This window comes from Novosphingobium sp. SG707, from assembly GCF_012275515.1.
GTDB lineage: Bacteria > Pseudomonadota > Alphaproteobacteria > Sphingomonadales > Sphingomonadaceae > Novosphingobium.
The window spans coordinates 282375-304510 of record NZ_JAAZQL010000005.1 but is presented as its reverse complement, the minus strand read 5'-3'; the positions used below and the strand labels follow the sequence as shown (position 1 = coordinate 304510).

The 22136-nt window shown below is 63.2% G+C and carries 23 protein-coding genes; 14 read left to right on the top strand and 9 right to left on the bottom strand.

Features of this window, described 5'->3' with window-relative positions; all coding sequences use genetic code 11:
* Positions 1-1140 (bottom strand): FAD-dependent monooxygenase, encoded by a 1140-nt coding sequence (locus FHW92_RS16555; RefSeq protein ID WP_168604374.1) that lies wholly within the window; start codon positions 1138-1140, stop codon positions 1-3.
* A 150-nt stretch (positions 1141-1290) separates the two neighbouring features.
* On the opposite strand from FHW92_RS16555, the gene FHW92_RS16550 reads away from it, so the two are divergent.
* The 3 genes from FHW92_RS16550 (at position 1291) to FHW92_RS16540 (ending at position 5697) form a co-directional block, all read left to right on the top strand.
* Positions 1291-3675 carry a TonB-dependent receptor gene (locus FHW92_RS16550; protein ID WP_168604373.1) on the top strand — a complete coding sequence of 795 codons (2385 nt, stop codon included), beginning with the start codon at positions 1291-1293 and terminating at the stop codon, positions 3673-3675.
* Positions 3676-3748: 73 nt separating this feature from the next.
* Positions 3749-4684: an NAD-dependent epimerase/dehydratase family protein gene (locus tag FHW92_RS16545; protein ID WP_168604372.1), complete on the top strand. Its 936-nt coding sequence runs from the start codon at positions 3749-3751 to the stop codon at positions 4682-4684.
* 11 nt (positions 4685-4695) lie between these two features.
* Complete coding sequence (locus FHW92_RS16540; protein WP_168604371.1) at positions 4696-5697, top strand: LysR family transcriptional regulator; 1002 nt, start codon at positions 4696-4698, stop codon at positions 5695-5697.
* 3 nt (positions 5698-5700) lie between these two features.
* Here the strand turns inward: FHW92_RS16540 and FHW92_RS16535 are convergent, their stop codons facing one another.
* The gene (locus FHW92_RS16535; protein ID WP_349237699.1) at positions 5701-6132 is read right to left on the bottom strand and encodes a helix-turn-helix domain-containing protein; all 432 of its coding nucleotides are present in this window, start codon (positions 6130-6132) and stop codon (positions 5701-5703) included.
* A 103-nt stretch (positions 6133-6235) separates the two neighbouring features.
* On the opposite strand from FHW92_RS16535, the gene FHW92_RS16530 reads away from it, so the two are divergent.
* From FHW92_RS16530 to FHW92_RS16505, 6 genes are all read left to right on the top strand, one after another.
* Positions 6236-7048 carry an SDR family oxidoreductase gene (locus FHW92_RS16530; RefSeq protein WP_168604370.1) on the top strand — a complete coding sequence of 271 codons (813 nt, stop codon included), beginning with the start codon at positions 6236-6238 and terminating at the stop codon, positions 7046-7048.
* On the top strand, positions 7045-8640 hold the full coding sequence (locus FHW92_RS16525; RefSeq protein WP_246870207.1) for an NAD(P)/FAD-dependent oxidoreductase: 1596 nt from the start codon (positions 7045-7047) through the stop codon (positions 8638-8640). Before FHW92_RS16530 ends, FHW92_RS16525 begins: the two co-directional genes overlap by 4 nt.
* Positions 8640-8867 (top strand): hypothetical protein, encoded by a 228-nt coding sequence (locus FHW92_RS16520; protein ID WP_168604368.1) that lies wholly within the window; start codon positions 8640-8642, stop codon positions 8865-8867. The genes FHW92_RS16525 and FHW92_RS16520 overlap by 1 nt, the downstream gene beginning before the upstream one ends.
* A gap of 131 nt (positions 8868-8998) precedes the next feature.
* Positions 8999-10024: a VOC family protein gene (locus FHW92_RS16515; RefSeq protein ID WP_168604367.1), complete on the top strand. Its 1026-nt coding sequence runs from the start codon at positions 8999-9001 to the stop codon at positions 10022-10024.
* Positions 10025-10036: 12 nt separating this feature from the next.
* Positions 10037-11155, top strand: coding sequence for an FAD-dependent oxidoreductase (locus tag FHW92_RS16510; RefSeq protein WP_168604366.1), 1119 nt, complete (start codon positions 10037-10039; stop codon positions 11153-11155).
* A gap of 86 nt (positions 11156-11241) precedes the next feature.
* Positions 11242-12312, top strand: a complete 1071-nt coding sequence (locus FHW92_RS16505; protein ID WP_168604365.1) for a VOC family protein — start codon at positions 11242-11244, stop codon at positions 12310-12312.
* 242 nt (positions 12313-12554) lie between these two features.
* Here the strand turns inward: FHW92_RS16505 and FHW92_RS16500 are convergent, their stop codons facing one another.
* From FHW92_RS16500 to hisD, 5 genes are read right to left on the bottom strand one after another with little or no spacing between them, the layout of a single operon-like run.
* On the bottom strand, positions 12555-12863 hold the full coding sequence (locus FHW92_RS16500; protein ID WP_168604364.1) for an antibiotic biosynthesis monooxygenase: 309 nt from the start codon (positions 12861-12863) through the stop codon (positions 12555-12557).
* Entirely contained in the window at positions 12863-13267 is a 405-nt protein-coding gene (locus FHW92_RS16495; RefSeq protein WP_168604363.1) for a VOC family protein, read from the bottom strand. Before FHW92_RS16495 ends, FHW92_RS16500 begins: the two co-directional genes overlap by 1 nt.
* Complete coding sequence (locus tag FHW92_RS16490; protein ID WP_168604362.1) at positions 13267-14418, bottom strand: alpha/beta hydrolase; 1152 nt, start codon at positions 14416-14418, stop codon at positions 13267-13269. The genes FHW92_RS16495 and FHW92_RS16490 overlap by 1 nt, the downstream gene beginning before the upstream one ends.
* A gap of 11 nt (positions 14419-14429) precedes the next feature.
* A complete protein-coding gene (locus tag FHW92_RS16485; protein ID WP_168604361.1) occupies positions 14430-15194 on the bottom strand; it encodes an SDR family NAD(P)-dependent oxidoreductase in 765 nt (254 codons plus the stop codon).
* On the bottom strand, positions 15191-16522 hold the full coding sequence (hisD, locus tag FHW92_RS16480; RefSeq protein WP_168604360.1) for a histidinol dehydrogenase: 1332 nt from the start codon (positions 16520-16522) through the stop codon (positions 15191-15193). Before hisD ends, FHW92_RS16485 begins: the two co-directional genes overlap by 4 nt.
* 164 nt (positions 16523-16686) lie before the next feature.
* Here hisD and FHW92_RS16475 point away from each other — a divergent pair, with 164 nt between their 5' ends.
* From FHW92_RS16475 to FHW92_RS16455, 5 genes are read left to right on the top strand one after another with little or no spacing between them, the layout of a single operon-like run.
* Positions 16687-17631, top strand: coding sequence for a fumarylacetoacetate hydrolase family protein (locus FHW92_RS16475; RefSeq protein WP_168604359.1), 945 nt, complete (start codon positions 16687-16689; stop codon positions 17629-17631).
* A complete protein-coding gene (locus FHW92_RS16470; protein ID WP_168604358.1) occupies positions 17628-18302 on the top strand; it encodes an EthD domain-containing protein in 675 nt (224 codons plus the stop codon). Before FHW92_RS16475 ends, FHW92_RS16470 begins: the two co-directional genes overlap by 4 nt.
* Before the next feature lie 4 nt (positions 18303-18306).
* Positions 18307-18843 (top strand): cupin domain-containing protein, encoded by a 537-nt coding sequence (locus FHW92_RS16465; RefSeq protein WP_210428544.1) that lies wholly within the window; start codon positions 18307-18309, stop codon positions 18841-18843.
* On the top strand, positions 18840-19454 hold the full coding sequence (locus FHW92_RS16460; RefSeq protein WP_168604357.1) for a heme-binding protein: 615 nt from the start codon (positions 18840-18842) through the stop codon (positions 19452-19454). The genes FHW92_RS16465 and FHW92_RS16460 overlap by 4 nt, the downstream gene beginning before the upstream one ends.
* Complete coding sequence (locus tag FHW92_RS16455; RefSeq protein WP_168604356.1) at positions 19451-20200, top strand: SDR family oxidoreductase; 750 nt, start codon at positions 19451-19453, stop codon at positions 20198-20200. Before FHW92_RS16460 ends, FHW92_RS16455 begins: the two co-directional genes overlap by 4 nt.
* 9 nt (positions 20201-20209) lie before the next feature.
* Here the strand turns inward: FHW92_RS16455 and FHW92_RS16450 are convergent, their stop codons facing one another.
* Both FHW92_RS16450 and FHW92_RS16445 read right to left on the bottom strand, forming a co-directional pair.
* The gene (locus FHW92_RS16450; RefSeq protein ID WP_168604355.1) at positions 20210-20923 is read right to left on the bottom strand and encodes an SDR family NAD(P)-dependent oxidoreductase; all 714 of its coding nucleotides are present in this window, start codon (positions 20921-20923) and stop codon (positions 20210-20212) included.
* Positions 20916-22136 carry an MFS transporter gene (locus tag FHW92_RS16445; RefSeq protein WP_168604354.1) on the bottom strand — a complete coding sequence of 407 codons (1221 nt, stop codon included), beginning with the start codon at positions 22134-22136 and terminating at the stop codon, positions 20916-20918. Before FHW92_RS16445 ends, FHW92_RS16450 begins: the two co-directional genes overlap by 8 nt.

Genomic DNA, 22136 nt, shown 5'->3' with positions numbered 1-22136 from the left:
TCAGAAGTCTTCGTTGAGCCGCGAAAGCGCGCCTTCGAGGATCTTGGCATGTTCATGCGGGTCGCCATGCGCCAGTTGCAGGCGGCCCACCGAAACCGAGCTGTCGATCACATCCTTGCAGCGCGGATAGCGGCGTTCCTGATAGGCCAACAGGCCCGCCTCGACGCTGTCGGCGCGCGCCAGTTCCTCGGCCAGCACGATGCCGCTTTCCACCGCCATCCCCGCGCCCGAGGCAAGGTGGGGCGTGGTGGCATGGACCGCATCGCCCAGCAGCACGATGCGCCCGTCATACCACGGCTTGGGCTGAAGCACGGCGGCCAGCGGGCGATAGTTGATCCAGTCATCGCGCGTCATATTGTCGCGGATCCACCCGGCATTGCCGCCGAAATCACCCAGCAGACGTTTCAATTCGTTGAACAATTCCTCCTCATCCATGAAGCTTTCACGCGCCTCATGAGCGGTCAGCATCCACATATAGACCTGATCCGGCGCGCAGGCCGTGATGCCGCAGGGGTTGGCATGACCAAGGTAGAACTCGCCATATTCCAGGCCCGGCGGCTTGCGGATCGAGATGCGCCAGCAGCCCTGCCCGGTGGGCACGGCAGGCGCCATATGCGGGAAGGACAGCTCGCGCACACTCGAATATACGCTGTCGGAACCCACGACCAGATCGTAATGGCCGGTTGAACCATCCGAAAAAGTCACATCCACGCCATCGCCGGTATTGACCAGCGCGGAGACCGTCAGCCCCAGACGCACCGGGATCTCCAGCTCGCGCACTCGCCCCTGCATGATCCGGTGCAGCACGGGGCGCATGATGCCCCCGGTGGCGGGAAGGCCTTCCTCGATGACCGGCTCTTCCAGATCGTGCAGATGTGTGCCGTCATATTTGAAAAGGCGCGTTTTTGTGGTGATCGCCCCCTGCGCCTTGATCTGCTCCAGCAGGCCAAGGCGGCGATAGGCGCGCAAGGTCGGCCCGGTGATCGTGATCCCCGCCCCATAGACGCGCCAATGAGGGTCCAGGTCGATCAGATCGACCTTAACGCCCCGCTCCGACAGCGCGATAGCGGCAGCCATGCCGCCGATCCCGCCGCCCACGATCAGCGCCTCTTGGACGCTCTTGATGTTCTCCCGTTCCATGGTGCTGAAACTAGAGCGCGCGCGCCAACAGGCAAATCCGAACCATGGATGGATGCCTATTGATACAATCGGTGTGAGCTTGGCGCCCCCACGCGCTAGGCAAGAATGCAAGACGTGTGCAGCGTCAGGGATGAGAATAAGGGGAGGAATATGAGGACTTTTGCCAAGCATGCCGCGCGTCTGTCGATGGGGATCTCGACGTCGGTGCTGGCTCTGGCCGTAGCCGCGCCCGCCATGGCGCAGCAGGCGCCCGCCCAAACCGGCGCCAAGGATACCGCCGAAATCATCGTGACCGCGCAGAAGCGCCCGGAAAAGCTTCAGGAAATTCCCGTGGCCGCCGCCGTGCTGTCGCAGGCCGCCGTGGCGCAGGCCCATGTGGTGGATCTGTCCGACATCAACCGCGTGGTGCCCTCGGTGGAATTGAAGGGCACGTTCAACGGGCGCGTTCCCTATGGTATCCGCGGCATTTCGACCAATGCCAATGAAGGCGCGATCGGCCTGACTTCGGGCGTGTCGATTCAGGTCGATGGCGTGCCGGTGCCCGCCGACAGCTTTGCCGTCAACACGATCACCGACGTGGCGCAATTGGAAGTGCTCAAAGGTCCGCAGGCGACGCTGGGCGGGCGCACGGCCTCGGCGGGCGTCATCAACTTTGTGACCGTCGCGCCGTCCACCACGCCGCAATATGCGGTCAACGCGCTGACCACCAATGATGGCGAATGGCATATTGACGGCCGCGCCTCCGGCCCGATCACCGACAAGGTCAGCTACAGCCTGACCGGCTATTATCAGCGCACGCCCTATCCGATCACCAATGTTACCACAGGCGTCAAAAGCCGCGCGGAAAGCTATGGCACGCGCGCCAAGCTGAAGTTTGAGCTGAGCGACAATCTCGACCTGCAGGTGATGGGGCATTATGCGATGTCGAAGTCGAAGGGCGCGAATTTCATCGTACAATACTGGACGCCCGGCTCGTTCTTCTTTGCCCCGCCGGTGGGGCTGGACGCGGCCACGATGTATCCGGGCTATACCATCGGCTATGGCAACACCAAACTGTCCACCCATACCACGATGGTGTCGCGCTATGAGGACAAGGACACTTCGGCGGTCCTCAACTGGCGCCTGGGCGATCTGACGCTGACCTCGACCACCGCCTACAGCCACGAAGGCCAGTATCAGACGCAGGACACCTTCCTTGGCAATGATCCGAACTGGGCGTTGAAATTTGAAACTTTCCTCAATGCGATCGGCCAGCTCCCCTCTTCGATGGTGCTGCCCTACAGCAATCTCCAGTCGGCGCAGGGCTATGTCAGCCAGACCAGCCAGGAATTCAAACTGGCCACCGATGCCAAAAAACCGCTCTCGGCGCTGGTCGGGCTGTTCTATTCGGACATGACGGTCAACCAGTATGTGCTGCGCGCCTGGACGCTCAACCCGCTGGCCAAGACCAATATTTCGACCACCAAGAATTACTCGATCTATGGCCGCGCCACCGCCCATGTGAACGACAGGCTGACCTTTGTGGGCGGCCTGCGTTACAACTGGGACAAGATCGGCTGGAACGTCGCGCAATATTTCAACCCGGCGGCGGGCCAGTATGGCAGCGGCGGCTTTGGCCAGGGCGGCTATACGTGGAACCTGTCGGACAGCTCGGGGGCGCTGGTGGGCGATGCGGCGATCCAGTTCAAGCCGACCCGCGACATCATGACCTATGCCTCCTATACGCGCGGCTATAAGCCCAAGGCGTTCAACACGGTCCATGACTGGTCGATCGCGCCGGGCAACACCACGGCGGCGGGGCTGGCCGAAATCGCCACCTTTGCCAAGGCGGTGGCGCAGGAGCATATCGACAGCTTTGAAGTGGGCCTGAAATCGACCCTGCTCGACCGCCACCTGACCTTCAACCTGGCCGCGTTCTACACCAATTACAGCGGCTATCAGGCGCAGATCTTCGACACATCGAAACTGGTGGGCGTGCTGATCCTGGCCAATGCCGGGGCGCGGACGCAAGGCGTCGAGGCCGACCTGAATTACGTGAAGGGCAACACGCGGGCCAGCCTGTCGGCGGCGCTGATCGATGCCAAGTTCACCAATTTCAAGGGCGCGGTCTGCTGGCCCACCCAAACCACCGCGCAAGGGTGCGATGCCAGCGGCACGCAGGATCTGTCGGGCAAGCCGATGCCCGCCAGCCCCAAGCTGAAGGTCAATGCCCAGATCGTCCAGACGATCCCGTTTGAAAAGTTCAACCTGATCGCAGGCACCAACCTGTCCTATCGCTCGGGCACCTATCTCCAGGCCAACCAGAACCCGCAGACCTTCCAGAGCGCGTTCGGCCTGATGGACCTGAGCCTTGGTTTCCAGACCAAGGACGAAAAGGCCACGCTGACCTTCTTCGTCAACAATGTGACCGACAGGTTCTATCTGACCAATGCCGAGGACTTCTTTGCCGGGGCCACCACAGGCAATCTGGTGATCGGCCAGCCCGCGCGCGATTCCAGCCGCTACTTTGGCGCGCGCGTAGGGATCAATTTCTGATCCCCTACATGATCTGATACCCTTTTGCCGTGACAGCCCGCGCTGTCACGGCCCTTGTTTTGGAGCCTGCCTGATGCCAGTTATCGTCACCGGAGCCGGGGGTTTTGTCGGCCGCCAGATCGTGTCGCGCCTGTTGGCGCAGGGCCGCGAGGTGGTGGCCATGGATACGGTGGCGGAGGGGATTTCCGGCGGCGCGCGCCCGGAATTGCTAAGGGTCATTGCGGGTGATCTGGGCAATGCCGATGTGCGCGCCGAGGCGCTGTCGGGCGGGGTTTCCTCGGTGATCCATCTGGCCACGGTGCCCGGCGGTGCAGCCGAGGCTGATCCGGCCGCCTCGCGCCGGATCAACATCGACGCGATGTATGACCTTTTGCTGGAGGCGAGCGCGGCGGGCGACAAACCCCGCTTTGTCTATGCCAGCTCGATTGCCGTCTATGGCGATCCGCTGCCCGCCTATGTCGATGATGCAACGCCGCTCAGCCCCAAGATGATCTATGGCGCGCATAAGGCGATGATGGAACATGCCGTGGCCCTGTTCACCAATCGCGGCGGAATCGAGGGCGTGACCGTACGCCTGCCCGGCATTCTGGCCCGCCCCAAGGGGCCAAGCGGCATGAAGAGCGCCTTTATGTCGAACCTGTTCCATGCGCTGAAGGCGGGCGAGGAGTTTACCTGCCCCGTCTCGGCGGGCGGCACGATCTGGGCGCAGTCGGTGGCGCGCTGTGCGGATAATTTCATCCATGCGCTTTCCCTCGACACCGCGCTTTTGCCGCCCACCTATGCCGTCACCCTGCCCGCCCAGCGCGTCACGATGGGTGATCTGGCCAGGGAAATTGCGGCGCAATGCGGCGTTTCGCCCGATCTGGTGCGCTATGAACCCGATGCCGCGCTCGAAGCGGCCTTTGCGGCGCAACCGCCGCTGACCACGGCGGCGGCGGAAAAGGCGGGCTTTGCGCATGATGGCGATCTTGCTACTCTGGTTTCCAGCGCGCTCAAGACGCTGGATTAAGGAGAGCGAAGATGCGGTTCCAGCGACTGGACCTCAACCTGCTGGTGGCGCTTGACGTGCTGCTGGCGGAAAAGAGCGTGAGCCTTGCCGCCGACCGGCTGTGCCTGTCGCAATCGGCCACATCTTCGGCGCTGGGCCGTCTGCGCGATTATTTCGGCGATGAATTGCTGGTGGTCAAAGGTCGCTCGATGGTGCTGACCGCGCGGGCCGAGGAACTGATCGAGCCGGTGCGCGCGGTGCTGGACCAGATCCGCTCCACCATCGCCATCGCCCCCGAATTCGACCCGGCCACCTGTGATCGCCAGATCCGCTTCATGGCCTCGGATTATTCGACGCAGGTGCTGCTGGCGGGCGTGCTGGCGATGATTGAGGCCGAGGCGCCGCACATGCGCTTTGAAATCCAGCCGATGGGCGACAGCCCGATCGACACGCTGGAGCGCGGCCAGATCGACCTGCTCCTCACCATCGACTATGCGATCAGCTCGGACCATCCCAGCCAGGTGTTGTTCGAGGATGATTATGTCGTGGTGGGCGATGCCAGCAACCCGGCGATGGAGGGCGACATGACGCGCGAGAAATATTTCGCGCTGGGCCATGTGACGGCCCGTTTCGGCAAGAGCCGCACGCCCGCCTTCGACGACTGGTTCGTGCGGCGGCAAAAGACCCAGCGCCGGATCGAGGTGGTGGCCCCCACCTTCCTGTCGCAAACCTCGCTGGTGGTGGGAACGCGGCGGATCGCCACGATGCACCGCCGCCTTGCCTCGCAAATGGTCAAGGTCCTGCCGCTGGTGCTGCGCGAGGTGCCGTTTGATATTCCCCCGATCCGCGAGGCGATCCAATGGCATATCACCAACAACAATGACCGCGCGCTGCGCTGGGTGGTCGAGCGTCTGGCGGCCATGGCGCAGGAGGAGCGGGGCGACATCACCAATGTCGTGCCGATTGCCGAGGCCAGGCGCGACGAGATCGCCGTGCAGTTTCAGCATAACCACCCCAATATGCGGGGGGCCTGAAGTCTAATCCTCTTCGCGCGCGTCAAAACCGGCGCGCGCAATACGGATCGCCTCGGATTGGGCATTGACCCAGTCGATCAAATGGCGCGCCTGAACCGATAATTCGCGCCCCAGCGGGGTCAGCCTATAGGATACGCGCGGCGGCACATGGTCGGTGGCGGTGCGCAGCACAAAGCCGTCGCGTTCAAGGCTGCGCAGTTTCAGCGTCAGCACCCGCTGCGAAATCGCCTGTTCGGACGAGAGCCGCGCCAGCGCCCGCCGCAGGTCCGCATGGCGCCATTCCCCCATCGCCAGCACGATCAGCACCAGCGTGGACCAGCGATCCCCCAGCCGCGCCATCACCTCGCGCACGGGGGCCTCGCGGTCATGGCCATAGCGCGCCATTTCGGCCGCCAGCGCCGCCATGCCGCGTTCCAGATCATCGGGTAATGCCACAATCCCCACCCTGTGCTGGGCACAAAAAAGTGCCTTCTTCCGCTTTGCGCGATGGGCAGTAACACCAGCATCCGATAGGATAAACAAGAGGGAGAAGGTGCCCATGGCTCATGATGCCATCAGGCTGGACGGTAAGATCGCCATCATCACCGGCGGCGCAGGCGGGATCGGCGCGGCCACCGCGCAATTGATGACCCTACGCGGGGCAAGGGTCGCCATTGCCGATATCGACATGCCGCACGCGCAGGCCGTGGCGGCCGAGATTCCTGATGCCTTCGCGCTGCATCTCGACCTTGAGGACGAGGCCAGCATCGAGGCGATGGTGGCCCGGACCGTCGCCCATTTCGGGCGGCTGGATATTCTGCACAACAATGCGGCCCTGCTCGGCCCCGATATTGCGCAGCAGGATGGCAATATCGAGCATATGGCAACGGCCCTGTGGGACCGGACCTATCGCGTCAATGTGCGCGGGACGATGATCGCCTGCCGCGCCGCTTTGCCGCATCTGCGCGAGAGCAAAGGCAATATCGTCAACACGGTCAGCAGTCTCGCGCTGCAGGGCCATATGATTCAGGCCGCCTATAGCTCGTCGAAGGCCGCGATCATCCAGATGACTCGCGCGATTGCCGCATCGCATGGCCGCGCGGGCGTGCGATGCAACGCCGTAGCGCCGGGCATGACCATGACCCCCGCGCTGAAGGAAGCCTTTCCTGCCGCCCTGCATCAGGTGGTGGAGGATGAAACCCTGCGCGATCAATTGGGCGACCCGCAGGATATTGCCGAGGCGGTGGCCTTTTTGGCCAGCGACGCGGCGCGCAACATCACCGGCGCCTGCGTGGAATGCGATGGCGGCGGCACATCCCACGTCCCCGGCCTCGGCGGATTTCGCGCATTTTTCGAAGGACACGCATCATGAGCCAGTATGACATCGTCGTGATGGGCGGCGGCCATAATGGCCTGACCGCAGCGGCCTATATGGCCAAGGCCGGAAAACGCGTGCTGGTGCTGGAACGCAAACCCCATTTCGGCGGCGGCGTTTCCACGCGCGAGTTGATCCGGCCCGGATATTGGCATGATGAGCATTCCAATGTGCATATCATGATTCAGGGCAACCCGATGCTGCGCGAGGACGAGCTGGGGCTGCTGTCGAAATTCGGGCTGGAATATATCTATCCCGACCTGCCCCATGCCTCAATCTGGGAGGATGGCACGGTGGTCCGTTCGTGGAAGGATCTGGACCGCACCTGCGAGGAAATCGCCGCCTTCAGCCCGCGCGACGCCGAAGCCTATCGCAAATTCGCCCGCGCCAGCATGGACGCGATCCCGATGTTTATGAGCGGGCTTTATGCGCCGCCCTTCCCCATGGGCGCCTTCGTGGCGATGATGGACCAGTCGGACGAGGGCCGCTTCCTGCTGGACGTGATGAGCCGGTCCGCGCTCGACGTGGTGGAGCAATATTTCGAGAGCGATCTGCTCAAGCTCCACATCTTGCGCATGGTGACCGAAAACCTGCAAATGCCCGATGAACTGGGCACCGGCATGGGCGCGTTCCTGATGCCGGGGATCATCCATACCTATGGCTGCTCGATGCCCAAGGGTGGGTCGGGGCAATTGTCCAAGGCCTTGGTGCGCGCCATCGAGCATTTCGGCGGCGAGGTCCGTTGCAATGCCGAGGTGACGCGCGTGATTGTCTCGGGCGGCAAGGCGGGGGGTCTGGAGCTGACCACGGGCGAGACATTTATGGCCAGGGATGGCGTGATCGGCGCGATCCACCCGCATGTGCTGCGCAAATTCGTGGGCGAAACGCCGGAGCCGGTCTTGCAGCGCGCCGAGCGCGTCACGCAATCGACCTTCTCGATCAACCTGATGCATCTGACGCTGAAGGAGCGTTTGAAGCTGAAGGTGGGCAATGAAACCAACGCGATGATGACCGAGCTGATGGATTTCTACACCATCCGCGACATGCTGCTGGAATATGACAAGCTGCGCCGGGGCGAGGTTTCGCACCGCCTGATCGCGGGCGGCGACAACACGATCTTTGACCCCAGCCGCGCGCCGGAAGGGGCGGGCGTGTTCTATGGCGTCAATTTCGCGCCCTATAATCTCTATCCCGACGGGCCGGGTTCTTGGGACGCGCGCAAGGAAGAATTCGCCGACCGGGCGCTCGAACAATATCGCAAGTTCTATTCAAATCTCACCGATGACAACATCACCGGCCGCCTTATCCGCTCGCCCATCGACCATGAGCGCGACAGCCCTGCCAGCTTCATCAAGGGCGACATCCATGGCTGCGCGCCCTTCATGTATCAATCGGTGGCCCATCGCCCCACGCCCGATCTGGGATCGTTCCGCGTGCCGGGCATCGATGGCCTCTATCTGGTCGGCCCCTTCATGCATCCGGGCGGGGGGGTCTTCGGCGCCGGGCGCGCCACCGCGATCCAGATGATGGACGATATGGACATCGATTATGACAAGGTCTGTGCCAAGGACATTGGGGGAGCGGTGTAATGGCCGAGAAGAAGATTGCGCCGATGAAGGTGCTCGACGCCAACAATAAGGAACTGATGGCCGTGCGCCGGATCGAGCGTGACGGCAATGATCTGGTCATTCGCGGCAAGATCTTTGGCGCCATGCCGATGGTGGCGAAACTGACGCCGGAACAGGCGCGGGCCGGATTGAAGCTGCTGGATGCCAAAACCATCTGGTTTTTGATTACCCTGCTGCTGCGCAAGTGAAACCTGCCTCAATTCGATTTCATCAATAGGTAAATCCCATTCAATCCATGAAATCGGATTGATCCAGATCAAGAAGCCAAAGCCGCTCGCGCATCATCCTTGCCCCTAGAGAGCAAAGGGAGATGCGCGAAATGGCGATCACAGGCATAAGGCGGCTGGTGTTTCTGGTGGATGATCTGGCCACCACCAGCCGGTTTTTCACCGATTACGGGCTGCGGCCCCTCGAACAGGACGCCACCAGCGCAAGGTTCGAAACGATGAACGGCGCGCAGGTCCGCCTGCTGCTGCGCGGGCATGAGGATCTGCCCAAAGGCGGCGCGCAGACCGGCATCGGCGTCCACGAATGCGTGTGGAGCGTGGACAGCGCCGAGGCCATGGCGCGCATGAGCGCCGACCTGTCGCGCGATCATGAATTGCGCGTCGATGCCGAGGGCATCACCCATTTCATCACGCCCTTTGGCCAGGCCATCGGCCTTCAGGTCTGGCAACCCCGCGCCGTCCATGGCGCGCCCAGCCCCAGCAACACGCCCGGCACTGTGGGCCGCCTCAACCAGCCGCGCAAATGGCTGGCCCGCGCCGTGCCCAAGCGTATCCACCACACCGTCTGGACCTTCCCCGATGTGCAGGAGGCGATGGAATACTACCGCGACCGCCTCGGCTTTCGCCTGACCGATGTGCAAAAGGGCTTTGGCGTCTATATGCGCGCCGATGGGGCCTATGAGCATCACAATATCTTTCTGGCCAATGCCCATGCGCGGATGCCCGGTTTCGACGGCACGCTGAAATTCCACCACGCCAATTTCGAATGCGAGGACATTGACGAGATCATGGTGGGCAAGAACCACCTCGACCGTCTGGGCTACAGCTTTGCGGGCGGATGGGGTCTTGGCCGCCACCGACTGACCAGCGCGGCGTTTCTGTATCTGGCGGTGCCCGAACTGGGCGGCGACATGGAATATGGCGCCGATTGCGACTGTGTGGACGACAGTTGGAAGGTGCGCGTGTGGGACGGCGCCTTTGGCACGCTGATCTATATGCACGACCTGCCCCATTGGTTGCAGGAAGAGCCGGTCTGGGACGTGGCCTATGCGCGTGAGGACCAGCTTCGTTACCTGCCCGCCGATCCGAAACCGGTTCCGGCCCAAGCTGCTGAATAAGGGAGAGAGATTATGACGATTTGCATCATCGGCGGCGGGGTGGCGGGCCTTGCTCTGGCCATCGGCCTGCATCAGCGCGGCGTGGCCTGCGAAGTGGTCGAGCGGGACAAGGACTGGCAGGTCTATCACGTAGGCATCATCGTGCAGGCCAATTTCGTGCGGGCCCTCAACGCGCTGGGCGTGGGCGATGCGGCGGTGAAGGCGGGCTATGCCTATCGCGGGGCGCGCTTCGTGGACGTTAACGGCAACACGATTGCCGAATTGCCGGGCGATACGGCGGTTGACGGCCTGCCCTCCGATCTGGGCCTGACGCGGCCCGCGCTGCACAAGGTCTTGACCGACAAGGTCAAGGAACTGGGCATTCCGGTGCGTCTGGGCGTCACCTTCACCGCGATGGAGGATTATGGCGACCATGTGGAACTGGGCTTTTCCGATGGCACGTCCGGTTCGTATGATCTAGTCGTGGGCGCGGATGGCAATTATTCGGCCGTGCGCAAGGCGATCTTTCCCGAAGCCACCCCCAAATTCACCGGGCAAGGCGTGTGGCGCTACAACGTGCCGCGCCCCGAGGGCCTCGAATGGAGCGATATCTACATCGGAAACGGCCACAACGGCTTCAACGGCAAGGCCGGCTATTGCCCGCTGACGCCCGATGAAATGTATATTTTCGCCGTGATCGAGGAAAAGGGCAACCCGCGCTTTGCCCCCGAAACGCTTGCCCATGAAATGCACGCCCGCCTTGCCGGTTATGGCGGCATTCTGGGCGAGGCGGCCAAGACGATCACCGATCCTGCGCTGGTGGTCTATCGCCCGCTGGAGGCCTGCATCATGCCCGATCCGTGGCACAAGGGCCGCGTGGTGCTGATTGGCGATGCCGCCCATTCAGCCACGCCCCATCTGGGCCAGGGCGCGGCCATGGCGGTCGAGGATGCGGTGGTTCTGGCCGAAGAACTTGGGCGCGGGGATATCGAAACCGCGCTGCGCGCCTTTATGGAGCGGCGGTTTGAACGGGCCAAGCTGGTCGGCACATCCTCGATCCAGTTGGGCGAATGGGAAATGCACCCCGAAAGCGCGGGCGATCCGGTCGAAGTGACCGACCGCATCCGCAAGAAGCTGGCCGAGCCGGTTTAACGAAACCGATAGCACCGATCCGATGCAATGCGTTTCTCCCCAAGGTTGCGCCCCATCATAAGGGCGCAAACTTTGGGGAGATTTGTATGAGCATTCTGGGCGTTGAATCCGTCCTGTTCGGCGTCGATGATCTGGCGCAGAACGCCAAGTTCTGGAGTGATTTCGGCCTGCCGGTGGAAAGCATCACCGAAAATGAAGCCGTGTTCCGCCTTGCCTCGGGCAGCCGGGTGATCCTGTTGCCCCATGGCGACGCGCGCCTGCCCAGCCCCGATCCCTTCCCCGGCAATGGGGTCAAGGAAACGGTCTGGGGCGTCGATACGGCCGAAAACCTTGAAAAGATCGCGGCCAGTCTGGCAAGCGAAGTGGCGATTACGCGCGATGATGACGGCACCGTCCATTGCGTCTGCCCCGATGGCCAGCCCATCGCCATCCGCGTCTGGGCCAAGCGGGCGTTCCATTCCGAAGCCAGCCCGGTCAACACGCCCACCTCCTATCCGCGTTTCAACCAGCACCGCATCTGGCGCCAGCGGGCGATCCCCAAGACGATCAACCATGTGGTGTTCTTCTCGCCCGATTATGTGGGGTCGTTTGAATTTTACGAACGCCACCTCGGCTTTCGCTATGTCGATCACAGCAAGGGCGTCGGCATCTTCTCGCGCGCGGGCGGCACGTTCGAGCATCACTCGATCTTCTGGGTCAATTGCGACCTGCCCTTTGCCCCCGACAATTTCAAATTCATGCATATCGCCTTTGGCATGGACGACATTGACGAAGTGATGCTAGGCGCGAACCTGATGGCCGAAAAGGGCTGGAAGAACGAGAGCATGAACTCGTCAGGCGGCATCTCGCGCCACCGGATTTCCTCCGCGATCTATTACTACTGCGATATCCCCGGCAAGGGCGGCGAGGCCGAATATCACGCCGACACCGATTATCTGGACGACAATTGGGTGCCGCGCGCTTGGGACTTCCGCTTTGGCTCACTGCTCTGGGCCAATAATGCCCCGCCGATCTTCCGCGGGCCGGACATTCCGTGGGATATGCGGTTCGATGCCGATCGGCGCAGTTTCGAACCCTATCGCAAAGCGGCTCCGGGCAAGCAGGCGGTTGAGGGAGCCTTGGCCGAGATTACCGAAGAGGATGAGCATGGGATTTAAGGGGGAAGGAGTTTAGATGCGAGGGACTCGTCCCTCGCGCTCCCGTTACTGTCTGCGTTTGCGTTATGGGTTCGGCGTTTTGTGTCGGACGCGATGTTTGAATGATAAAGCCTGCGGCGCCTTTTACGCTGCTTCGCCGCGCCGCAGGCTTTCCCATAGAAAAAGCGCCCCGCTTGCAAACGAGGCGCTTTCATTAACGGGATTGCAAAGGGCCCCCGCCCTTTGCCCGCCGGAGGCAAACCTTACTTAACCCCCGCCTCCCCAATCACCGTCTCCACATGCACCACCTTGGGCGGCTCAACGAAAAACGGCCCGGCCAACGCGCGCCACTTGGCAAAATTCTCGGTCGCGCGGAAATCGACGGTATGGGCCTCCACCGACACCCAGCCGACGAGCAGGTGATAGACGCCCGGCTCCTCGACCACACGCTGCAGGGCAAAGCCGGTGCAGCCCGGATCGGCGCGGAAATGCGGCTCGGCCTGGGCCACGGCGGCTTCGAAATCGGCGGCGCGGGCCGGATCGATGGTGATGCGGGCGATTTCGAAGGTCATCAGTTCGGCTCCTCGACAAATTCGATCAGATTGCCCGCGCAGTCGCGGATAAAGCATCCTTTGCCAAAGTTTTCGCGCACGACAAAGGCAATATCGACTTGCTTTTGCTCCATTTCGCTTAAGAATTCCTCTAGATCCTCGACCCGAAAGGCCACATGCTTGTTGCCATGGGTGCGCAGATCGGCGGGCGGATGGCGGCGATCCTCGGGCAGAGCGGCAGCGCCCTCCACCTCGAAGATCTCGAAACGCAGCGGGCCTTTGCAGAGCATCGCGGTGTGGCTTTTGGCGGCCTCAATATAAAACCGCTTTTCCACCTCAAAGCCCAGCACGCGGCCGTACCAGTCAATCGCCTCCTGCAACGAGGGCACCGAAACGCCCCCGTGGTGGAAGGTAAATTCAGCCATCAAGCCATCTCCGCAAAGGTCTGCGCGCACCAATCCGCAATGTAATCACGCATCCCGGTGCCATTGTCGGCGCCGCAATGCTCGACCTCGAAATCCGCCTTGGTGAACATGCGCAAGGTCCGCTTGGGGCTGTTCACCGCCTGATCGTAGGACAGATGGGCGTTGAAGGCCGGGATCTGGCGGTCATTCTCGCCATGGGTGATGAGGAAAGGCACCTTGATCTTTTCGACCTGCCCATTGAGCGTGATCTGGTCGGCATAATCGAGGAACGCGTCGCGATCATCCATGCCGAAGACCCACAGCACATGGTCCCAGTAATGCGGCACGGGGTTTTCGCCCTCATTGGCCACACGCTGGCGCTGACGCTCGCCCCAAACGTGGTTGGCGCCCATCACGGCGCACAGGGCATAGCGCGGATCATTGGCGGCAATGCGCGGCGCATGATAGCCGCCGAAGGACAGGCCGAAAATGCCGATCTTGTCGTGGACCACATCGCTACGCGTCAGCAGATAGTCAAACGCAGGCGACCCCCAACGCTCGGCATCATAGACGGCGGGCAGATTGCGCTTGCGGATTGCCTCGCCGGTGCCGGGCTGGTCAAGGAACAGCGTGTTCATACCCCGCTCCAGATTGGACAGCCCATGCCCCGCCATATTGACCTGTTCCTTCATGGAATCGAGGCCATTGACCGAAACCAGCGTGGGGCGCGGCGTGCCCGATCCGTCATGGACAAAGATCGCGGTATAGCTGCTGCCCTCATAGGGGATCTCAACCTTGTCCACATGCAGCCCGCGCAATTGCGAACCCTTGTGATACAGTTCCAGCCCGCGATCATAGGCCGCCCAGCGGGGCGCATAATCGCGGCTCTGCATCCGTTCGGCCGCCAGATAATAGCCCGAGGCGCGCAGATATTTGGTGCCCGCCGAGAGCGCATAGCCATTGGCCAGATCATCGTCGGCATTGTTCGTCACCTGATCGGCCACTGCAATCCAGCTGTCGAACAGCAGCGCAGACCCTGCATCGGCCCCGGCCTTGGACGCCTCGCGCACCGGGCGACAGGCTTCGTCAATCTCGCCATGATTGCCGCCGCAGACCAGCGCCAGATTCGTGGCCAGATTCCACACGTAATTTCCGGGAAAGGGTTCAAACATCTGTATTTCCTTTAATCCGCAGTCCAACCGCCATCGACGATGAGGCTGGTTCCGGTGATGAGGGCCGAAGCGTCGCTGGCGAGGAAAAGCACCGGCCCCATGAGGTCCTCGACTTGCCCCAACCGGCCCAGTTTGATCTTGGCCAGGACGCTGTCGAGGAAGGCCTTGTCCTCGAAGAAGGGCCTGGTCATCGGGGTTTCGATGAAGGTGGGCGCGATGGTGTTGCTGCGGATGCAATGAGGCGCAAGGTCGAGGGCGAAGGCTTTGTTCATGCCCTCAATCGCCCATTTCGACGCGCAGTAGAGCGAGCGGCGCGGGCCGCCGACATGGCCCATTTGCGAACCCATATGGATCAGAGATCCCGCCACTCCATCGCGCAACATAGCCTTGACCGCGTGCTGTGCCACAAAGAAGGCCGACTTCACATTGAGGTCGAGAACGGCGTCATAGTCCTCCTCGCTCACCTCCCACAGCGCCTTGGGCCGGTTCGTCCCCGCATTGTTGACCAGCACGTGAAACGCCGGACGCGCGGCGAAGAAGGCCTCCACCGCGCGCAGGTCGCTCACATCCAGCACCGCCGCCTCGGCCAAACCGCCAGTCTCACGGATCGCGGCGGCGCCCGCCTCGATCTCACCCAGCGTGCGCGCGGCCAGCGTCACATGCGCGCCCGCTTGCGCCAGCCCGGCGGCGGCGGCAAGGCCAATGCCCCGCCCCGCCCCCGTCACCAGCGCCCGCCGACCGTCCATCCGGAAGCTGGGGGTCTGGGGCAGGCTCATGCTTTCGTAAGTTCGCTGGGCACGGCCTGACCGGCATAGGGCACATCGCGATTGCCGAAACGGCGCACGCGGATGTTGGCCTGCTCACCATGCCCGGCAAAGCCTTCCAATGCGCAGAGCCGGCTGCAATATTCGCCGATCAGCGCCGAGGCATCATCGCTGGTCACGCGCTGATAGGTGCAGGTTTTCAGGAACTTGCCGACCCACAGCCCGCCTGTGTAGCGCGCCGATTTCTTGGTCGGCAGCGTGTGATTGGTGCCGATCACCTTGTCGCCAAACGACACATTCGTGCGGTTGCCAAGGAAGAGCGCGCCGTAATTGGTCATGTTTTTCAGGAAGTAATCGGGATCCTGCGTCATCACCTGCACATGCTCGCTGGCGATGTCATCGGCGATCCGCACCATCTCCTCATAGCTTTCGGCCACGATCACCTCGCCAAAGGTTTCCCACGCCTTGCGGGCATGGTCGGCGGTGGGCAGGATTTCCAGCAGGCGCTCGATTTCCTTCATCGTCGCGCGGGCGAAGGCTTCGCTGTTGGTCAGCAGCACGCCGGGGCTGTCCGGGCCATGCTCGACCTGGCCCAGAATGTCGGTCGCGGCCATTTCGGGGTCGCAGCCGATTTCGTCGGCGATGATCAGCGTTTCGGTCGGCCCGGCAAACAGGTCGATGCCCACGCGGCCGAACAATTGCCGCTTGGCCTCGGCCACGAAGGCATTGCCGGGACCGACGAGAATATCAACCGGATCAATCGTCTGCGTGCCGATGGCCATCGCGCCGATCGCCTGAATCCCGCCCAGCGCATAGATCGCATCGGCGCCCGCCAGAGCTTGGGCCGCCACAATCGCGCGGGCGGGCTTGCCCTGAAACGGCGGGGCGCAGGTGATGACGCGCGGCACGCCCGCCACCTTGGCGGTGATGACCGACATATGCGCGCTGGCCAGCAGCGGATATTTGCCGCCCGGCACATAGCAACCCGCATTCTGGATCGGCAGGTTCTTATGCCCCAGCACCACGCCGGGCATGGTTTCCACCTCAACGTCGGTCATGCTGGCGCGCTGGATCTGCGCGAAATTCTTGACCTGCGCCTGCGCAAATTCGATATCCTTGCGCTCCTGCGTGCTCAGGCTGTCGACCGCCGCGTCGATCTCGGACTGGCTCAGCCGGTAATCTTCCCGGTCCCAACCGTCGAACTTGATCGACATATCCCGCACCGCCGCATCGCCGCGCTTCTCAATATCGCCCAGCGCCGCCTCGACAATATCGCGAACCTTGCGATCCGACGCCGCCTTCTCTTCCGCAGCCGCGCCGCGCTTCAGCCAGATGGCCATGCCAAAATCTCCCCATAAAAGGCTGTTTGGCTGTCATCTGACACGCGCCCCGCCACCCGACCATCGCATGTTATCGATGGTTTGCTATCGACCAAATGCCGTTGCCGCCTCGCGCCCGCGCGCTAGATTCCACGCCAGATGATAAATTCCGGGAGATATATGCAATGCGTCTGGCCACGCTGAATAATGGCACAAAGGATGGGCGGCTGATCGTGATCTCGCCCTCGGCCACACATTACGCGCCCGCCCCCATCGAAACGATGCAGGCGGCGCTGGAGGATTGGGACAATGCCAAAACCGCATTGGCCGCGATTACCAATTTCCCCGAGATCCTCGATGTGGATCAGCTGCTCGCTCCCTTGCCGCGCGCATGGCAATGGCTCGACGGCTCGGTCTATCCCAGCCATGGCGCGTTGATGGACAAGGTGCTGGGCATTACGCCGGAAAAGCCCAATGCGCCGCTCATGTATCAGGGCGTGTCGGACACGTTCTATGCCCCGCGCGCCGAAGTGCCGATGGCCGATGAGGCGCTGGGCATCGATTTCGAGGGCGAATTCGGCATTATCACCACCGCCGTCCCGATGGGCACGCCCGCCGCCAAGGCCGGTGATCACATCGCGCTGGTGGTACAGATCAATGACTGGTCGCTGCGCAAACTGGCCGGGCCGGAAATGAAGACCGGCTTTGGCTGGATTCAGGCCAAGCCCCCCTGCGGCATGGCCCCCTTTGCCGTCACGCCCGATGAATTGGGCGAATATTGGCGCAATTTCCGCCCCGCGCTGCATCTCAACGTACAATGGAACGGCGCGCAATTCGGCCATGCCTATGGCGAGCCGATGGCCTATGGTTTCGACGATCTGGTCGCCCATGGCGCGCGCACGCGCAATCTGGTGGCAGGCACGGTGATCGGTTCGGGCACCGTCTCGAACGAGAATTTCCGCGAGGTCGGCTCTTCCTGCATCGCCGAGCGGCGCGGGATCGAGATCGTCGATGAAGGCGCGCCCCGCACCGAATTCATGACCTATGGCGACAGCGTGCGCATGGAGGCGCAATTGCCCGACGGACGCGCGCCCTTTGGCGTGCTGGAGCAGAAAGTGGTGCGCGCGTGAGCATCAAGCTCGCCATCCTGCCCCGCACGCGCGCGGGTCTGAGCCGCGAAGGGTTGCAGGCCTATCTGGCCCATTCCCATGGCCCGCTGGTCATGGCCCATGGCGAGGTCAGCGGCATGTTTGCCGGCTACGTCCATCACTATGCGCAGGATGAGCCCTCGCCGCTGGGCGCAGCTTTGGCGGATCGCGATGCGCTGACCATCATCCGTTTCGCCCGTATCGAGGATATGGCCGCTTCCAAGGCCTCGCCCGCCTATGCGCAGATCGTCGGGCCGGACGAAGACAATTTCCGCAATCCGGTAGGGTCGCTGGCCATGCTGCTGTCCGAAACCACCGTTCTTGCCGGGCCGGAAGATGTTGCGCGCAAGCTCTTCATCTTTCGCCACGGCGCCGATGCGCGGGATGCGCAAGGTTGGGCCGAAGCATTGGCCCCCATCCTTGCCGCGCAGGGCGTGGACGGACCGATTGCGGCATGGCGCATCAATACAGTTGCCCGCACATTGGAAGGCCCGGCTCCCGCGGAATTGTTTGACGAAGTTTCGCTGCGCGGCCCTATTCCGGCTGATCTGGCCAATGCCCTGACCGCTGCGGCGCAGACCTATTTTGCCGATGCCCCGGCATCGGTTCTGGTCACCAGCCCCAGGATTTTTGTTTCCAGCCAAAAGGATTGAAACCATGGAAATGTCCGATTCCGGCCTGCCGCCGATCCAGCGCGTGGTCACCGGCCACGATGAAAACGGCCGCGCCATCTTCAAATCCGAAGATGTGACCCCCACCAGGATGATCCCCAGCGGCGACGCCAGCTTCCTGACCATCTGGACCACCGAAACGGTCCCGGCCGACCTCAATGACGAACGCGACGGGCGCGACCTGCCCACCGGCCTGACGCTGGAACGCGGCAGCGTGATCCGCATCACCGATATGCTGCCCGGCAAGGAAAGCCCGTTTCACCGCACCAACAGCGTCGATTACGGCATCGTGCTGAAGGGCGAGATCGAGCTGGAACTGGACGACGGGCGCAAAAAGACCATCCGCGAAGGCGGCATCATCGTTCAGCGCGGCACCAACCACCTGTGGCGCAACACCACCGATCAGGTCTGCCGCATCGCCTTCATCCTGATCGAGGCTCCCGCCTACAAGCATAACGGCGTGCCGCTGGACGAGGCCAAGCCCGAGCAGGTCGATCCCGCCTATGGGGAAATGGGCGAATGAAATATGCGCTGGGCGCGGTCGCTCTGCTGATCGCGGGCGCAGCGGTGGCTATGCCTTTCCACGAAATCCCGGCGGGGCCGCGCGCCCTGCCGGGGGATCGGCTGCCGCCCTTTGCGATGCTGACCGATGGGGGCGAACTGCCGCTCGATCCCCCGCCTCTGCCGCCCGGCACACATCTGCCTGCGCCCGGCGATCCGCCCGAAAGCACCGCCCCCGCGCCCAGCCTGAAACAGGCCACGCGCATGGCACAGGCCGCGCTGGATGATTGCACGCGGCGCGGTTTTCGCGTGGGCGTGGCGGTGGTGGACAGCGCGGGCGAGGCGCGCGCGATGCTGACCGCCGATGGCGCGGATGGCAGCCATGTGTTTGTGGCCATGCGCAAGGCGGCGGTCGCGCTGGCCTTCGGCTCGACCAGCGGCGAGGCCCATGAGGCGCTGCGCCATGATCCTGCTTTAAAAGCCAAAGTCACCCCGGCAATGTTCGTCGAAGGCGGCGCGGTGCCGATCCACGCGAATGGCCGGATCATCGGCGCGATTGCCGTGAGCGGCGCGGCGGGCATTCCGGTGGGCCATCAGGATGAAGTCTGCGCAGCGGCGGGGTTGAAGCTATGATGTTCGATCTGACCGGCAAGGTGGCGATTGTCACCGGCTCCACGCGCGGCATCGGCCGCGCGATTGCGCAGGCGATGATGGACGCCGGGGCGCGCGTGGTGATCTCCAGCGAGGACGAGGCCGACACCGCCCGCGCGGCGGCGGAGATGGGGGCGCTTGGCATCGCGTGCGATGTTGCCGATGATGCGGCGCTGGGCGCGCTGGTCGATGGCACGGTGGCGGCGCTGGGCGGGATCGATATTGTCGTGTGCAACGCCGGGATCACCGGGCGGCCCGGTCCTTTCTCCTCCGTCGACATGGAGGATTACGCCCGCGTGATGGCGATCAACCTGCGCTCTCAGGTCGTGCTGTGCAATCTGGCCTTTCCGCATCTGCGCGCGCGGAGCGGCAATGCGGTGCTGATCGCCAGCCTGTCGGGTCTGCGCGGCAATGGGGCGATCAATGCCTATGCGCTGGCCAAGGCGGGCGTGGCGCAGCTTGCGCGCAATCTGGCGGTGGAATGGGGGCCGCATGGGGGGCGGGCCAATGCGATTTCGCCCGGTTTCATCGCCACCGAACTCTCCGCGCCCTTGCTGGCCAACGAGGCATTCATGACCCGCCGCATGGGCATGACCCCGCTGCGCCGCCCCGGCAAGCCCGAAGAAGTGGCGGGCGCAGCGGTGTTTCTGTCCAGCGCGGCGGGCGGTTTTGTCACCGGCCACAATCTGGTGGTGGATGGCGGAACGCTGATTACGGACGGGAGTTGATCGCTCCCGTCACCAGGCCGTCGCGCCCGCATCCACCGCGATATTCGCGCCCGTCACATAGCGCGCCTCATCGCTGGCCAGCCATGTCGCGGCATGGGCAATGTCCTGCGGCTCGCCAAGGATCTTGACCATATTCTTGGCCAGTACTTTCTCGCGCAGGGCAGGTTCGCTCTCCATATGCGCGTGCGTGGCGGCGGTAAGGATGAAGCCCGGCGCGATCGTATTGGCGCGGATGCCATGGGGGGCACCCTCCATCGCCAGCTGGCGCGTCATGGCCAGCACCCCGCCCTTGCCCGCGCAATGCGCCAGCGCGGCCGATCCTTCCAGAGCATGAGCCGCATTGGCGCTGGCGAAATTGACGATGCTGGCCCGCCCGCTGGCCTTCAGCAGGCCCCATGCCGCGCGCGTGGGCAGAAACACGATGTCGAGTTCACCCACCAATGTCCGCTTCCACTGGGCATAGGTCATCTCCTCGATCCAAGCGAAAGTGGCGAAAGCAGCGGCATTGAGCAGGATGTCCACCCGCCCATGCTCCGCGCCGATGGAGGCGAACAGATCAGCCACCGCGCCCTCATCGGTCAGATCGCAATCCCGATCCGCGCCCGCAATATCGACGCCGATGACTTTCGCCCCCTGCGCCCGGAAATGCTCGGCGCAGCCCACGCCAATGCCATTGCCCGCGCCGGTAACCACCGCCACCTTTCCCATCAAACGATCAGCCATGGAGCGCCACCTTCTGTGCTGCGTTCAACGCCTGCCCCTTACGCAGCGATCCGACCAGAGCGCCCATCGCCCCCACCAGCGCCGCGCCCGACAGCAGGCTGAACGCCCCCATCAGCCCGCCCGCATGGCTGCTGCCCAAGGTCACCACCACCGGACAGAGGAATTGCCCGATGGAAAAGGCCCCCGTCCACAGGCCCGCCGCACGCGCGCGAATGTCGAAAGGCAGCCCGTCCATCGCCCAGACCAGCAAGGTCGGCAACAGCACGCCAGCGCCCAATTGATTGATGAAACAGCCGATCAGGAAGGGCGTGGTTGACCCGGCCCGGCCCATCAGCAGGAAGCCCACCGTGAGAAAGGCAAACTCGCCCAGCAGCAGGTGCGCCACCCGCGCCCGCCCGATCCGCGAATAGATGAAGGTGCCGATCGGCACGCCAAGGCTGGCCACCGAGGTCAGGAAACCGATCCGGCCCGGATCGCTCACGCCCAGCAGGGCAATACCCCGCCCGGCCTGAATCTGGACCGTGTAGAACAGGACCGAGCCATAGATGGTGATGGCGATGATCCCGGCCATCCGGCTCCACGGGAACCCGCCCCAAGCGCCATGATGCGGAGCGTGGTCGGCCTCTTCCTCGGCGTCCGCCTCGGACGGTTCCCAGGTGAAGATCAGCACCAGCGCCAGCATGATCAGCGCGCAGCCATAGACCCAGAACGGCGCGCGCCAGCCAAAGCGGCCCAATTGCCCGCCGATGTTGAAGAACAGCAGCGCCGACATTGAGGCAAAAGCCGTTTGCCCCGCCAGCCATTTGTCGCGCGCGGCGCCCTTGAAATAATCGCCGATCATCGTCGTGGTCAGCACCATGATCAGCGCCTCGGCCACGCCGACGCCGATGCGGCTGATGATGATCACGGTCAGATCGGTCAGGAAAACCGGCGCAATGCCCACCGCCGCATAGGCCACCAACGCCCAGATCAGCAGGCGCCGCCGCCCGAACCGATCCCCCAGCATCCCCGCCACCGGCGAGAACAGCGCCACGCAGAGCGCCGGCACCGTCAGGATCATCGGCACCCAATATTCATGGCCCGCAATCCCGGAAAACTCGTTCAGCAATCCCGGCAGGATCGGCGCCAGCAGCACGATGGCCATGGTGGAGAGCGTTATCGGGATCAGCAGCGATAGGCCCGTCATGAAACCCGGCTGATGGTGGCCTGTCAC